This window comes from Enterobacter sichuanensis (genome assembly GCF_009036245.1).
Lineage (GTDB): Bacteria > Pseudomonadota > Gammaproteobacteria > Enterobacterales > Enterobacteriaceae > Enterobacter > Enterobacter sichuanensis.
The window spans coordinates 475,864-491,164 of sequence record NZ_CP027986.1 but is presented as its reverse complement, the minus strand read 5'-3'; the positions used below and the strand labels follow the sequence as shown (position 1 = coordinate 491,164).

Genomic DNA, 15,301 nt, shown 5'->3' with positions numbered 1-15,301 from the left:
ATTCACTCCTTATGCCGCAATGGCATTCATGATCGCCGGAACGGACAGCTTATCCAGCGGGATCTCTGCCACCTGTTTGCGATCGCGCATGATAATCACGCGATCGGCATAGCCCACCAGCTCTTCCAGCTCAGACGAAATGACCAGCAGCGCCAGGCCGTCCGCACACAACGTTTCAATAAGGCGGATAATTTCGGCGTGCGCCCCCACGTCAATGCCGCGGGTCGGTTCATCGAGGATCAGGAACTGCGGTTTGGTCAGCAGCCAGCGTGACAGCAATACTTTTTGCTGGTTGCCGCCGGAGAGAAACTCAATGGGCTGTTCCGCGCTCGGGGTGCGGATGCCGAGCTGGCGGATAAAGCGCTCCGCAATCGCATTCTGCTCTTTGCGGGGGATTGGCCGCAGCCAGCCGCGCTGCGCCTGCAGGGCCAGAATGATATTTTCACGCACCGAGGCCGCGGCAATGATGCCATCCGTTTTCCGGTCTTCCGGGCAGAAACCGACGCCAAGACAGGAGGCCTGATGCGGCGATCGCAGGGTTTGCGGTTTACCCTTGATCAGCGCAGTGCCGCTGTCCGCAGGTTTGATCCCGAAGATCACTTCGGCGGTTTCGGTGCGTCCGGAGCCCAGCAAGCCCGCCAGGCCGACAATTTCGCCCGGGCGGACTTCCAGGTTAAACGGCGAGATCACCCCTTTTTTGCCATAATCGCTGAAGGCGGCGACCGGTTTTTCGCTCAGCAGCGTGCGGCCTGCACGCTGAAGGGCGTTGGTTTCAAGTTCACGCCCCAGCATCATTTTGACCAGTTCGATCTGCGGCAGCTCGCGGGTTTCACGGCAGCCGACAAAGCTACCGTTACGCAGTACCGTAATGCGATCGCTCACCTCGTACACCTGATCGAGGAAGTGGGTGACGAAGATCAGGCTGACCCCCTGATCGCGCAGCTGGCGCATCAGGGTAAAGAGCATCTCCACTTCCTGGGTGTCAAGGCTGGCGGTGGGTTCATCAAGGATCAGCACTTTTGCGGAGAGATCGATGGCGCGACAGATGGCGACTATCTGCTGCATCGCCACGGAAAAACGGTTTAGCGGCTCGCGAACGTCGAGGGAGAAGCCGTATGATTCCATCAGCTTCGTGGCACGCGCCTCCATCTCTTTGCGGCGCAGCAGGCCAAAGCGTCGTGGCTCCCGGCCAATAAACAGGTTGTCCGCCACCGACATATTCGGCAGCAGGTTCACCTCCTGGTACACCGTCCCGATCCCCAGCTGTTGGGCATGAGCGGTGTTTTTCGGTGAAATGGCGTGACCTTCCAGCCAGATGGTGCCGCGATCGGCGTGGTAAACGCCGGTCAGGGCTTTAATCAGCGTTGATTTTCCCGCCCCGTTTTCCCCCAGCAGCGCCATGATTTCACCGCGCCGCAGGCTGAAATCAACGTTATCCAGCGCTTTTACGCCGGGAAAAAATTTACTCAAGCCCTCTGTGCGGAGGATTGCCTGGTGTTGTTCAGTGGTCATGGTTTTCCCCCTCACCCTGACCCTCTCCCCGGAGGGGAGAGGGGACTATGTCGTGCCCGTCTTTAATTTTCTGCCCAACCCGCCCTTTTCCCTCTCCCCTCCGGGGAGAGGGCTAGGGTGAGGGGGCAAGAGCTTAGTAGCCCATATTTTTCTTCTTCTCTAACTCTTCTTTCGCCGTGTCCGGCAGGTAGAGCGTGGATTTGGTGACCGTCACCTTCTCAGGCATCGTGCCGTCCTTCTTGAATTTCTCCAGCGCATCGAATGCCGGGCCGGCCATGTTTGGCGTGAGTTCCACGCTGGCGTTGGCTTCACCGTCGATCATCGCTTTATAGATGTCCGGCACGCCGTCGATCGAACCGGTGAGGATATCTTTGCCCGGCTTCAGGCCCGCTTCTTTAATGGCCTGAATCGCCCCGATCACCATGTCATCGTTATGGGCATAAACCATGCAGATGTTCTTGCCGTTGTTTTCGGCCTTAATGAAGCTCTCCATGACCTCTTTCCCTTTACTGCGGGTAAAGTCGCCGGACTGGGAACGGATAATCTTGATGTTTGGCGCTTTGGCAATCGCCTCAGCAAAGCCTTTCTTACGGTCAATGGCCACGCTCGCGCCGACCGTGCCCTGCAGCTCCACGACGTTACACGGCTTGCCATCCACCTGCTTCACCAGCCAGTCGCCAATTAATTGCCCTTCAAGCACGTTGTTGGCGGTCACGGTGGTCATATAGAGAGATTTGTCTTTTACATCGATGGAACGATCGAGCAGGAAGACCGGAATTTCAGCGTCTTTCGCTTCTTTCAGGACAGGTTCCCAGCCGGTTGCCACCACAGGCGCAATGAAGATGGCATCCACGCCCTGAGCGATGAATGAACGCACGGCTTTAATCTGGTTCTCCTGCTTTTGCTGACCATCGGCGATTTTCAGCGTAATGCCGCGTTTCTGGGCCTCGCTTTTCGCCACGTTGGTTTCTGCTGCACGCCAGCCCGATTCAGAGCCGACCTGCGAAAATCCTACGGTTAAGGGTGCGGCCATCGCCATAGACGACATGGCTGCCGAAACTGCTGTGACAAGAAGTAAGCGCTTCCACATATGAGCGTCCTCGTAGGGTGAGTTATTGTTGGTTAAAAGATGTTCTGCGAAATGACTATAGCCAATGAAATATGTAACGAATTGCGTTACATCACACTTCAGAAAAGTGAATAAAACGTTAATCACAAGTTTGTAATCGCTTTCATTTCACCATGAAAAATGCGGCTGAGTTTATGGATTTTTCTGTCATGGAATCGGTCTGAAAAGTGAGAAGGAGAGGGAGAGAAGGCGAAAACAGGCAGAGACATTCAGTGCGAGTTGGCTATAATACCTGCCACTTGTTTACCATCCATTTTAAAGGACACCGACATGAGCTTACTCAACGTCCCTGCGGGTAAAGAACTGCCAGAAGACATCTACGTAGTTATCGAAATCCCGGCTAACGCAGATCCTATCAAATACGAAGTGGACAAAGAGAGCGGCGCCCTGTTCGTAGACCGTTTCATGTCTACCGCGATGTTCTATCCGTGCAACTACGGTTACATCAACCACACCCTGTCTCTGGACGGTGACCCGGTTGACGTGCTGGTCCCAACGCCATATCCGCTGCAGCCAGGCGCCGTCATTCGCTGCCGTCCAGTGGGCGTGCTGAAAATGACCGACGAATCCGGTGAAGATGCGAAGCTGGTTGCGGTACCACACACCAAACTGAGCAAAGAGTACGATCACATCAAAGATGTGAACGACCTGCCAGAGCTGCTGAAAGCGCAGATCACTCACTTCTTCGAGCACTACAAAGACCTCGAAAAAGGCAAGTGGGTTAAAGTTGACGGCTGGGACAACGCAGAAGCGGCGAAAGCAGAAATCATCGCCTCTTTCGAACGCGCGGCGAAGAAGTAATTCTTACGGCCTGCCGATAAAGCCCCGCTGGTCGGGGCTTTTTTTTGCCATTGAATAACAAGAACACTCCTGACCGTCGCGATCGTGAGCGCTATACATGCTAAGTTTCTTTCTTCAAAGCATAAAAATGGGCTACATAAAGGCGTTTGACTGTTACGGCAAAGACAGCAAATGGCAGTATCTCTGCATCATGACATTCCAGCTTGCCTGGTTTTTGTTTTACTTATGGATCCCTTATCGAAGCGATTATGCGATTCTGCTGTTTTTACTGTTTTTCCTGCCCGTCATTTCAAGTAATACACGGTGCATAAACTACTATGGCCGTTCACGCGCTTTGTGTTTGTTATGGCTCATTGCCCCCTACATCATGCTGTTCGTTCCTCTGTTTTTAACCCGGCGCCGGGATACAGAAGAGAATTGAAAGAGTAAAAAAAAAACAACGCCACCTCACGGTGGCGTTGTCGTTTTTCAGTACTGGTCTCTGTCTAACCAGTTACCGCTTACAATCCGCGTTAACCCTTCGACCGGACGCTGGTAGACGTACATCCACGCGCTTCCGTACGGCGTCTGGATCAACTGGCGCGCGTATTCACCGCCCCTGGTGCGCAAGGCATCAAGTTCGGCAAGTGTCGCGTTATCAATACGATAAACCTCACCCTGTACCGTTCCCTCCCCGGGAACCGCGCCTGGATAGTGGCCCAGGCTGTACAACTGGTAGTTCTCGATATTGTAATTCCCCAGTAGCTGGGCATTGGTCATCCAGTGACTGTTGCCTTGCCTGGTTCTTAAACTGCCGTAGACAAATATTCGCATTGCTAAAACTCAAACTGATAGAGCAGATCAAGTGCCTGGTCTACGCCGGACACTGCTTCCAGATATAGCTTAGGCATCAGGCGATAGCGTAGCGTGAGTGTTGCCAGTGAGTCAAAGATCCCCACACCATATTTTACCTGCAGACCCGGCAGTACATAGCCGCTGACAACCACCTGCGAGGAGTCACCCACGCCCTGGGTGTCCAGCGCCAGATTGCTTACGCCGAACGTCTCACCGATTTTACCCACAACCTGCCCACTTTGTGCAACCCCCAGGCCCACTAACATCGAGGTCATCGCCGCACTGTCGCTCTGACCGCTGTCCAGACCTTGTCCACGCAGCAGGTATGAGAGAGCTTCCTGCTGCGACATCGCCGGGTCAGAGAAGATCTCCGCCTTCGGTTCGTCAGCGGAACCCGTAACGCGCACGCCTGCAATAACGTCGTTTTCCGTTGCTTCCGGGTTACGAATCGCTTCGATGTTAAGCAGAGGCTGATCCGGTGGACCGGAGAACAGCAGCTCACCTTTGCGGACAATCAGATCCTGGCCATAGGCATGGAAACGTCCTTCAGGAATATTGATTTGTCCGTTCAGGCCAAGCCCTTGTTTATCCTGCGCCACTTTCAGGTCGCCCGTCAGTCGCGCCTTCAGCCCAAACGCATCCAGCCGCACGTTATTCCCCACGTGCACGATAAGGTTACTGTTGATGGGTATGCCCGCGCTCTTCTGTTCGACAGGTTTCAGATTGTCATCAAGCATCACTTCATCACTTGAGACGCCGACCGCGCTTTCCGGCACGTCGTGGACCACGATGCGTGCCCACGGCACGTCGACGCGTCCGTCAAGCGTGAAGAGGCTTGGCGTGGCTTCAAAGACCACATCAGGCGAGACGTCCAGTCGCACCATAGGCGGTACGGTGATGCGCACCTTGCTGCCTTTCGCCGCAATACGGGCCCGCCAGTTATCGAGCTGGCTCCAGTCCGCGTCGCCGCTGAGGTTGATTTGCCCCTGCTGGGTTAACACCGAGCCGCTCAGCGTCGAGCTCATGCCGTTGAAGTTCATCGCGAGCTGGCTGGGCTGCATGTCAAACGGCATAAAGTTACCGTCGATATCCACCCCGCTGAGCCGCATCTGGCCGAACAGCTGCGGGCTTTGGGCGTTGCCGGCCAGACGCAGGTTGGCATTGAGCATCCCTTCTGCTTTTTCCCCGCGGGCGAAAATCGGGTTCACCATCGCCAGGTTGAAGTTGCGAATAGTGACGTTGCCGCCCAGATTGCGCCGTCCCTGTGGGTCGGTGATTTCAATTTTCCCGTCAAACTGACCGTTGTTGGTAAGACGAATCAGCCACCCCAGCTCCGCACGGTTGTTATGCAGGTCCGCGCTCAGGTTCAGGGTGTCGAAAGCCACCGGCAGCGGCGCATCGTTGACCTCCTGCGTCACCTTCACGTTACGTCCGGAAAGCGTGACGCTGCCCTGTGGCAGCCCCTCTTTGGTGGTGTCCCAGGCGACATCGGCTTTCCCGCTGAAGACGCCGCTCGCCTGGGTGGTATCCGGCATAAACGGTTTCAGCATCGCCAGATCGAAGCGATTGAGGTTGATCTGTGCGCGACCTTCCGCCCCCGCATCGATGGTCTGCGGTACGCACAGTTCCGCATTCGGGTTGGTCCAGCAGTGTGGCCCGATGCTGATCTTCTGCTCGGCGTTGCGGTAGTCCAGCGCGATGGCGCGCGACAGCGCCAGCGGCCCTACCGGGGTGTTGAAGCGGGTGTTGTCCAGCGTCCCTTTCCAGCGCTCTTCCTTGCGGTCGAAGCTGCCGGTCAGGTGAAGCTGACCGGAGACCGGCTCGCCCTGCACCCGCAGCTGGAGGTCGTGCTGCTTCTCGTTCCCTTTGGCGTCCAGGGTGACAAGGTTAATGTTGACGTCCGGCTGAGAAATGCGCTCCACGCGCAGGTTCAGGTTACCGCCGATCTGATCGGTGGATTTCACATCCCCTTCCACGCGGACGCGGGCGACGCTCAGTTCCTGCCAGCGCAGGTTACTGGCGGTGATATCCGCCAGCAGCTGCGGCGCGTCGACCGTGCCGCGCACTTTCACTAGCCCTTTTGCCGTACCGCCAAGGCCCGGCAGCGCGTTATCCAGATTCGGCGCGTCGATGGTGGCATCCAGATTGAGATCTTTCACCCCCAACTCGCCTTTGATATCCGCCGTGTTGCGACCCAGCGCCACGTGCAGACCCGGGATAATCCACTGCAGATAACTGTTGCCTTTGACCGAGCCCTCAACGTTAACCTTGTTCTGCTTCACGTTACCGGTGAGCTTAATCTCCGGCACGTCCATCTGCCACGTCCCACCGTACAGGCTGCCGCGGGTTTTAATCAGACCATCCAGTTTCGACGGCCAGTCCGGCACCTCTTTGGCGGTGTTAATGCCCGTCAGCTTCAGCTCACCGCGCCAGCTGATCGCCTGCTGCCAGTCGAGCAGCGCGGTCAGCTCGGTTTTGCCTTCCAGCGCCGCGACGGTCAGCTTATCGAGATTGACCTGCTGTTCGTTGCCCTTCGCATCCAGCGTGATGTTTGCAGGCGGCACACCCTGCCCCTTCACCGCGGTACGGAACGACAACGTATAATCGGTCATCTTGCCGCTCAGCTTCAGCTTCAGGTCATCGGCCTGGAACTGCTTTTCGCCGGTGAACGGCCAGGAAAGCTGCTTGCTGACGACCTCAAGATTCAGCGGCAGCCCGGCTTCCGCCAGCTGGGTTTGCGCACGCAGAACCATGTCCACCGGGCCGGAGAGATTCACGCCGACGTCCAGCTTGTCGCGCAGCGCCCCGCCCACTTTGACCTTCACCTTTTCGCCTTTCAGCGGATCGATATTGAGCGAGCTGTTCAGCGTGATATCCACCGGCCAGTTGTCGCGCAGTAGGGCATTCCCTGACGCGTTCACCGAGCCCTGGTTGGTGTCGATATCCAGCGCGTCGAGTTTCATGTTGCCGTCAATGCTGCTGACCTTCAGCAGCATGTTAAAGACCGTCAGGTCGGTATCGCCGGTCAGACGCAGCTGCTCGCCTTTGAACTCTTCAATGTTGAGGTTCAGCGGCAGATGAACGTCGGTCATCTCCGGCAGGACTGGCTTAGAGAACAGATCTTTCAGCGTTTCGCCCAGCGGCTTCTCTTCCGGCTGCGGGTTCTGGATCTTCGGCTCGACGATCTCTTCCTGCGCCACGTCTGCCACTTTCGGCAGCGCGATCAGTAAACCCTGCAGGGAGGTGGGCGTCAGGGTCAGGTTTTTCTCCTGCCAGCGCAGGCCGGAGGTGAAATCCATCACCGACACGGTGGTGTCGTCGATTTTGATATTGACGTTATCCAGCGCCACCCGATAAAGCGCAATCGGGTACGGCGTGGAGAGATTCAGCGGACCGCTCTCCTCTTCTTCCACCGGCGCAGACTTCGGCATTTTTTTCGTATCTATCGCCACGTTGACATCTTTTAGCGACAGATCGTTGACGCAGAGCTTGCTGTCGCGCAGACAGCCCAGCTTCACTGCGAGGTGGAATTCACCGGCGTTCACCGCCACGCCCGGCTGTTCATAGCGGATGTTTTTCAGACGCAGGTCGCGCCAGCCGCCCGTCACCTGGCCAATTTCCAGCCCGGGCACCCAGCGGTTCGCGGCGTTAAACAGCAGATGCAGCCCGCTCGTCGTGCCCACCAGAAATGCCACCGTACCGAGCAGCAGCACGATAAAAATCAGTACCCCGAGGCTTATCTTCTTCCATAAACTCATAATTCAGGCCCCAGACCGATGTAAAACTGTAATCCGTGTTCTTCTTTGTCGCCCACCGGAACGGCGAAATCGAGCTTGATGGGCCCGACGGGTGACTGCCAGCGCACGCCTACGCCCGCGCCGGTTTTAAAATCGCTGCGGCGAATATCGCTCACCGCTTCGCCGCCGTCGACGAACATCGCCCCCCACCATTTTCCGCTGACGTTGTATTGATACTCCAGCGAGCCGGTGGCCAGCCTGGAAGCACCGATCAGCTTGCCGTCATCATCTTTTGGCGCGATAGACTTGTATTTGTAGCCGCGGATACTGCGGTCACCCCCGGCGAAGAAGCGCAGGTCCGGCGGGACTTTCTCGAAGTCGCCGGTTTCGATCCAGCCGAGGTTACCGCGCATCACAAAGCGGTGTTTATCATACAGCGTGCGGATCCAGACGTTTTGCGCCTGAATTACCGAGAAATCCACATCGGAACCCCACATGGTGTTGGAGTAATCGATAGAGTAGCGCTGGGAATCGCCCCAGGTGGGCATCAGGCCGCCGCGCGAGCGGGTACGGCTGATCATCACCCCAGGATAAAGCAGCATGGTGGTGTTGGTGACGTTGGCCTGAGTAAAGTGGTCCAGACTCCAGCGCAGGTTAATGGCGCGCTGCCAGCCGCTGGAGAGATCCCAGTAACGTGACACGGCAAGCGTGGTGGAATCTGACTCGGTATCGTTCAGGTCGGTTCGCTTAAAGCCCCCCTGAACCAGGTAGTACTGCTCGAGCGGGTTTTTCAGCAACGGCATTTTGTAGCTGAAATCGAGCTGCTGTTCCGGGGCAGAGATACTGGCGCTGGTGGTCAGGCTGTGGCCCCAGGAGTTCATCCACGGCTTTTTCCAGGTGGCCTTCACGCGCGGGCCGACGTCCGTCGAATAGCCCACACCGGTTTCAATGGTGTTCTCGGTGCGCGGCGAGACAACGCCATGCAGCGGCAACACCTTGGTTTTGCGAGACTTATCAAATTCCGGCGCGACAATCACGGAGTTAAACCAGCCGGTGGCAGAGAGGCGTCGGTTCAGCTCTCCCAGATCGCTCGACTGGTAGTAATCCCCTTTTTTGAAAGGCACGAGGTTTTGCAGGTACTCTTCACGAATTTGCGAACCTTCGAACGTCACATCGCCAAAGCGATAACGTTCCCCGCTGTCGTAGTCGATATCCCAGAAGGCCTGACGTCGCGCCAGCGCAATACCGAGCTGGCTTTTGTTGAACTGGCTGTCAAAGTAGCCCTTACGCAGGGACACGCTCGTCAGCTCTTTTTTGAAATGGTCGTAGTCACCGTGGTTGAGCACGGTGCCGATTTTCGGCCGCGTGCTGAGCAGATCCAGATAGTCCCGGTCGGTACGCGCCCCGCCGCGCAGGATAACGTTGGTGCCGCCAATCAATACGGGCTCACCCGGCGAAACGCGGGCAATAAGCACCTGCCGCCCCTTCTTTGGCGGCGGACGGAGGTCAAAATCAATGGTGGGCTCGTAATACCCCAGCGCTTTCAGCCCTTCACGGATGGCATCATCCACGCGCGCGCGAAAACGCCGGTCCGGCGTCACCTCATCACTCTGGATGGTCGATAACTGCGCACGCACGTTTTTTTGTAGCGCCCCGGATAACCCCTCAACCTGCAAACGGACATTCGCCGCGCTGGCAATCCCGCTTGTCAGCAACATACTGACCAAACATAACTGGCGGATTTTTGTCACGTTCTCTCCTGAATATCCCTGTTTCCACCCTGGAAGCAAATGAAGTGCCGCTCCGCGGCAAAATACGGCCTGTTGGCCAAAAACCCACATCACGGGTTGAAAATGGGTATAACACCCAAATATTTCTTATGATTAAATCTAGACTCATTCAGCGCATTTATTGTGTTCAATTAAACGCTTCGTGACAACCTTAACCGAAACATCGCACCCCGGGAGGCCCCATCGTGAGTTTATTCGACAAAAAGCATCTGGTTTCACAAGCTGATGCATTACCGGGACGCAACACCCCTATGCCTGTGGCGACCTTACACGCCGTCAATGGCCATTCCATGACCAATGTTCCTGAAGGTATGGAAATCGCCCTGTTTGCCATGGGCTGCTTCTGGGGCGTTGAACGCCTCTTCTGGCAACTGCCTGGCGTTTACAGTACGGCAGCCGGCTATACGGGCGGTTACACGCCAAACCCAACCTACCGCGAAGTCTGCTCCGGCGAAACCGGCCATGCGGAAGCGGTGCGCGTGGTGTATGACCCCGCGGTGATTAGCTACGAGCAGCTCCTGCAGGTCTTCTGGGAAAACCACGACCCGGCGCAGGGCATGCGTCAGGGCAATGACCACGGCACCCAGTACCGCTCGGCCATTTATCCGCTCACCCCGGAGCAGGACGCCGCGGCGCGCGCCAGCCTTGAACGCTTCCAGCAGGCCATGCGTGAAGCGGGCGATACGCGCGAGGTGACCACGGAAATCGCGACGGCAAAACCGTTTTACTATGCCGAGGACGATCACCAGCAGTATCTGCATAAAAACCCCTATGGCTACTGCGGTATCGGGGGCATCGGCGTCTGCCTGCCGCCACAGCTGGCCTGATTACTGATCCAGCGCCACGCGAGCCGCGTGGCGCGTAGCATTGCTGACCGAACCGTAATCCATCACTTTGCCCTGCAGCAGCAGGTTAAAGACCGGCGCCTGCGGTCGGTTCAGCCGCGTCTGCAGCAGGTGCACAGCCTCAATCCCCAATTCCCGGCAGGGCACCGTGACGCCCGTGACCGGCCTTTCCAGACGGTGCGCCAGATTCCAGGCAAAATCGGTGGTAATGAGCGAAATATCTTCCGGGATACGCAGCCCGTGGCGCGTTAACGCCCTGACCACCCCTTCGGTCATGCTGGTACTGTTGGGGAAAATGACCTCCGGCCACTGGGATCGGTCATGGCTTAACAGCCACGCATCGAGCGCCTGCTCGGCCTCGCCTGCCGTAAACCATTCCGTAACTAACAAATCGCGCTGGGGATCAAAGGCAACGTGAAAATGGCGGTATGCCTCTTTAATGCCGTCCAGACGCGCATACAGCGTATCCCGTCGCAGACAGGTGAGCGTAAGCACGCGGCGGTGCCCCTGCTCAAAGAGATATTGCATGGCGGTAAAGCCGATCGCCCGATGGTCGGGTGACACGGAATCCAGGACCCGCTCCCGGTCAACAGAGTTGATTAAAACGCAGGGTTTATTGAGCGTGCTGGCCAGTTTAAATATGGTGGCATCATCCGTGCCGATGATAATTATCGCATTGATATTTTTATGGCTGGCCTTTTCCATAAATAATTTCACATCCGCGTGTTGCTCTTCTAATGCACAACAGCTGACCCACACATTGTGTCGCGAGCAGGCTTCGGCAATGCCTTTGGTCACTTCCAGATAAAAAATATCACCGCGTCCCTGAAACGTTCTTTCCGGTGCAAAAACCGCGATGCCGTTAATTAACAGCCGGCCGCTCGCCATTGACTCCAGAACACCTAATTCTCGCGCGGTGCGAACGATCGCGTCCCTGGCTTTATCGCTGGTATAAGACTTGCCGCTTAATACCCGCGAAACCGTGCTAACGGAATAGCCCGTCAGGGACGCGATCTCCTCCATTTTTAACCTGCCCGGCATAGTGTGACCTCGCTCTCAATCAGTTTTTGCAAATATTTGCAGAAACAGCACGTTGATTTTAAAACCAAATTTCAGAAAGCCTGGAGATTACTTAATCACCTTGCGAGTATTCTCACAAAAACACATTGTCGCTGTGGCTCCCCTTTCCTATTTTCCGGTCATCACTCATTTCAACTGAAATTAAGGTGTGACATGGAGAAGGTACGTTTTGGCATTATTGGAATAGGTAATATCGGTACGGTCCACGCGCGTTATTTACTGGCGGGTACGGTCAGTGACGCCTGCCTGACGGCGGTTTGCGATAATGCGCCGGAAAAGCACCCGGCCATTCGTCAGCTGGTCGGCTCCATCCCTCTCTTCAGCGACGCGCAGGAGATGCTCCAGAGCGGGCTTATCGACGCGGTGATTGTCGCGACGCCCCATTATGACCATCCTCGCCTGTCGATGCTGGCGATGCGCCACGGCATCCATACCTTGTGTGAAAAACCGGCGGGCGTGTATACCGCCCAGGTTCAGGAGATGAACGCCTGCGCTCAGGAGTGCGATGTGGTGTTTGGCATCATGTACAACCAGCGCCCGAACCCGCTCTACCAGAAGGTGAAGGATCTGATCGACAGCGGCGAGCTGGGTGAGATCCACCGGTCGAACTGGATCATCACCAACTGGTATCGCTCGCAGAGCTACTACAATTCCGGCGGCTGGCGCGCCACATGGAAAGGCGAAGGCGGCGGCGTACTGCTCAATCAGGACCCACATCAGCTCGATCTCTGGCAGTGGCTGGTCGGCATGCCTGTTCGTCTGCGCGCGTTTTGCCAGTTCGGCAAACATCGCGATATTGAAGTGGAAGATGAGGTCACCGCTTATGCCGAGTATGCCAACGGCGCGACCGGCGTGTTTATTACCACCGTCGCGGAAACGCCGGGGACCAACCGGCTGGAAATCACAGGCGATCGCGGCAAGGTAGTCGTCGAAGAAGGCAAGCTGCGCTACTGGCGACTGCGTGAATCCGAAACCGCCTTCAACGCCCGCTGGCAAAACGGCTTTGGCGAACCCGAATGCTGGGAGGTCACTCTTCCCGTCGCCCCGGAGTGCAGCGAACACCATGTCATTACCGCCAATTTCTGTGCCGCCATCCTGCGCGGCGAGCCGCTTATTGCACCGGGCCTGGAAGGGATCCGCGGGCTGACGCTCTCCAACGCCATGCACCTCTCCACCTGGACCGACGACTGGGTCGACCTGCCGCTCAACGAGAAACAGTATCTGCGCCTGCTGCAGCAACGTATCAGCACCTCAGTGGCTAAAGAGACAGCCAGCGTCACGCTGGATGCTTCCGGCACCTGGTAACTCCGGAGAAGAAACGATGTTAAATGTCGCTATCGTGGGAACAGGGAATATCTCGCATAACCATATTCAGGGCTATTTGCAGTTTGGCCAGCGCTGTCGGATCGTCGCGCTGGTGGATATCTACCCGGAAAAAGCCCACGAGAAAAAAACGCGCTACGGCCTGACGGACGCCCGCGTGTATGAAAGCCACCAGCAGATGCTGGCGTCAGAGCCGGAGATCGACATCGTGGATGTCTGCACCCCGCCCTACGTCCATGCAGAGATCAGCATTGATGCCCTCAATGCCGGTTGCCATGTGCTGTGCGAAAAACCGATGGCCGCCTCGCTGGAGGAGTGCGACGCGATGATCGCCGCACAAAAGGCCAGTGGCAAAATCCTCTCCATCATTGCCCAGAATCGCTTTACCGACGCCTTCTGGCGTCTGAAAGCGGCGCTGGATTCCGGTCTTGCCGGCAAGATCTGTCATGCCCAGGTGGATTCGTTCTGGTGGCGCGGACACTGCTACTACGACCTTTGGTGGCGCGGTACCTGGGAAAAAGAGGGGGGCGGCTGCACCCTTAACCACGCGGTTCACCACATCGACGCCATTCAGTGGATGCTTGGCTTCCCGTCCGAGGTGGTGGCGATGATGACCAACGTGGCGCACGACAATGCCGAAGTGGAGGACCTCAGCGCCGCGATATTTAAATACCCCAGCGGCGCGCTCACCCAGCTGACCGCCTCCGTCGTGCACCACGGGGAAGATCAGAAAATCATTATCCAGGGTGAAAAGGCGCGCATCTCCGCGCCATGGCAGGCCTTTGCCAGCGTCAGTGCGGACAACGGTTTCCCGCAGGAAACCCACGACCAGCAGCGAGAAGCGCAGCTCGACGTCGTGTTTCAGGAGACGCCGAAGCTCGACTGGACGCTGCACACCGGGCAGATTAACGATCTGCTTGACGCCATCGGGCACGGCACGGCGCCGTTAGTCGATGGTCTGCAGGGCAAACGCTCCCTGGAGCTGATTACCGCGATTTATAAATCCGCCATTACCCGCAGCGTGGTCTCGCTGCCGATTCAGCGCGACGACCCGTTTTACCGCACCGGAGGGACGAACAGCCTCGCCCCCCGTTTTTATGAAAAATCCGCAAGCGTCGCCAACTTCAGTGAGGTCGGCGCCATCCCTCTGGGCAAAGATCTGGATCGAGGACTCTAACCATGAACAAAAATGACGGAATGAACTACGCGCCGGTCGGTAAGCCACAGCCGGTGGTGAAGGAAGGCGAATTTGTCTTTGCCGCCGCCGCGCTCGACCACGGCCATATCTACGGCATGAGTAACGGGCTGATTGAAGCCGGGGCCACGCTGAAGTGGGTGTACGATCCTGACCCGGCAAAAGTGGATAAATTCATCCAGCAGTATCCGCAGGCACGCGTTGCCGCGTCACTGGAGCAGATCCTCGCCGACGATGAGGTGCGCCTGGTTGCGGGCGCCGCCATTCCCTCCGAGCGCTGCGCGCTGGGGCTGAAAACGATGGCCGCCGGCAAGGACTACTTCACGGATAAAGCGCCGCTCACCACCCTTGAGCAACTGGAAGACGCCAAAGCCATGGTGGAAAAAACGGGCCGCAAATACGCGGTGTATTACAGCGAACGCCTGCATGTGGAGAGCGCGGTCTTTGCCGGACAGCTGGTGCAGCAAGGGGCCATTGGCCGTGTCGTACAAACGCTGGGGACAGGCCCGCACCGGGAAGGCACCGTGCGCCCGGACTGGTTCTACGATCGTCGTTATTTCGGCGGGATTCTGTGCGATATCGGCAGCCATCAGATTGAACAGTTCCTTTTTTACACCGGCAACCGCGACGCCTCCGTGGTGGCAAGCCAGGTCCGCAACGTCAAACACCCACAGTATCCCGACTTCGAAGATTTTGGTGATGCCATGTTGAAAGGGGAAAACGGCGCCAGCGGCTATTTCCGCTGCGACTGGTTTACCCCTGACGGGCTTTCTACGTGGGGCGATGGCCGCCTGACGCTGCTCGGCACCGACGGGTATATCGAGATCCGCAAATATGTCGATCTCACCCGCGGCGAGCAGGACGTGGTGTACCTCGTCAATAAAGAGGGAGAGTTCCGCTATCCGGTCGCCGGCCAGGTCGGCTTCCCTTTCTTTGGCGAACTGATCCTCGACTGTTTGCATCGTACTGAAAACGCCATGACCCAGGCCCACGCCTTCAAGGCAGCGGAGCTTTGCGTGAAGGCACAGATGCTGGCCAACGCGACGGAATAACGG

The 15,301-nt window shown here is 57.1% G+C and carries 11 protein-coding genes; 5 read left to right on the top strand and 6 right to left on the bottom strand.

Going from position 1 to position 15,301, the window contains the following annotated elements:
• Nucleotides 1-9: 9 nt before the first annotated feature.
• On the bottom strand, nucleotides 10-1,512 hold the full coding sequence (gene ytfR, locus C1N69_RS02335) for a galactofuranose ABC transporter, ATP-binding protein YtfR (protein WP_045284441.1): 1,503 nt from the start codon (nucleotides 1,510-1,512) through the stop codon (nucleotides 10-12).
• 133 nt (nucleotides 1,513-1,645) lie between these two features.
• Entirely contained in the window at nucleotides 1,646-2,602 is a 957-nt protein-coding gene (ytfQ, locus tag C1N69_RS02330) for a galactofuranose ABC transporter substrate-binding protein YtfQ (protein ID WP_014882271.1), read from the bottom strand.
• A 309-nt stretch (nucleotides 2,603-2,911) separates the two neighbouring features.
• Between ytfQ and ppa the strand changes: the two genes are divergently transcribed.
• Nucleotides 2,912-3,442: an inorganic diphosphatase gene (ppa, locus tag C1N69_RS02325; protein WP_008501423.1), complete on the top strand. Its 531-nt coding sequence runs from the start codon at nucleotides 2,912-2,914 to the stop codon at nucleotides 3,440-3,442.
• Nucleotides 3,443-3,910: 468 nt separating this feature from the next.
• Here the strand turns inward: ppa and C1N69_RS02315 are convergent, their stop codons facing one another.
• The 3 genes from C1N69_RS02315 to tamA are packed head-to-tail and all read right to left on the bottom strand — an operon-like array spanning nucleotide 3,911 to nucleotide 9,764.
• The gene (locus tag C1N69_RS02315) at nucleotides 3,911-4,255 is read right to left on the bottom strand and encodes a gamma-glutamylcyclotransferase family protein (protein ID WP_025759063.1); all 345 of its coding nucleotides are present in this window, start codon (nucleotides 4,253-4,255) and stop codon (nucleotides 3,911-3,913) included.
• A 2-nt stretch (nucleotides 4,256-4,257) separates the two neighbouring features.
• Entirely contained in the window at nucleotides 4,258-8,034 is a 3,777-nt protein-coding gene (gene tamB / locus C1N69_RS02310) for an autotransporter assembly complex protein TamB (protein ID WP_155030608.1), read from the bottom strand.
• The gene (gene tamA, locus C1N69_RS02305) at nucleotides 8,031-9,764 is read right to left on the bottom strand and encodes an autotransporter assembly complex protein TamA (RefSeq protein WP_155030607.1); all 1,734 of its coding nucleotides are present in this window, start codon (nucleotides 9,762-9,764) and stop codon (nucleotides 8,031-8,033) included. Before tamA ends, tamB begins: the two co-directional genes overlap by 4 nt.
• A gap of 224 nt (nucleotides 9,765-9,988) precedes the next feature.
• Between tamA and msrA the strand changes: the two genes are divergently transcribed.
• Entirely contained in the window at nucleotides 9,989-10,630 is a 642-nt protein-coding gene (gene msrA, locus C1N69_RS02300) for a peptide-methionine (S)-S-oxide reductase MsrA (RefSeq protein WP_025759060.1), read from the top strand.
• On the opposite strand, the gene C1N69_RS02295 is transcribed toward msrA, so the two are convergent.
• The gene (locus C1N69_RS02295) at nucleotides 10,631-11,689 is read right to left on the bottom strand and encodes a LacI family DNA-binding transcriptional regulator (RefSeq protein WP_155030606.1); all 1,059 of its coding nucleotides are present in this window, start codon (nucleotides 11,687-11,689) and stop codon (nucleotides 10,631-10,633) included.
• A gap of 192 nt (nucleotides 11,690-11,881) precedes the next feature.
• On the opposite strand from C1N69_RS02295, the gene C1N69_RS02290 reads away from it, so the two are divergent.
• The 3 genes from C1N69_RS02290 to C1N69_RS02280 are packed head-to-tail and all read left to right on the top strand — an operon-like array spanning nucleotide 11,882 to nucleotide 15,298.
• Nucleotides 11,882-13,033 carry a Gfo/Idh/MocA family protein gene (locus tag C1N69_RS02290; protein ID WP_155030605.1) on the top strand — a complete coding sequence of 384 codons (1,152 nt, stop codon included), beginning with the start codon at nucleotides 11,882-11,884 and terminating at the stop codon, nucleotides 13,031-13,033.
• 16 nt (nucleotides 13,034-13,049) lie between these two features.
• Nucleotides 13,050-14,228, top strand: coding sequence for a Gfo/Idh/MocA family protein (locus tag C1N69_RS02285; protein WP_155030604.1), 1,179 nt, complete (start codon nucleotides 13,050-13,052; stop codon nucleotides 14,226-14,228).
• A gap of 2 nt (nucleotides 14,229-14,230) precedes the next feature.
• Nucleotides 14,231-15,298, top strand: coding sequence for a Gfo/Idh/MocA family protein (locus C1N69_RS02280; protein ID WP_155030603.1), 1,068 nt, complete (start codon nucleotides 14,231-14,233; stop codon nucleotides 15,296-15,298).
• Nucleotides 15,299-15,301 lie beyond the last annotated feature (3 nt).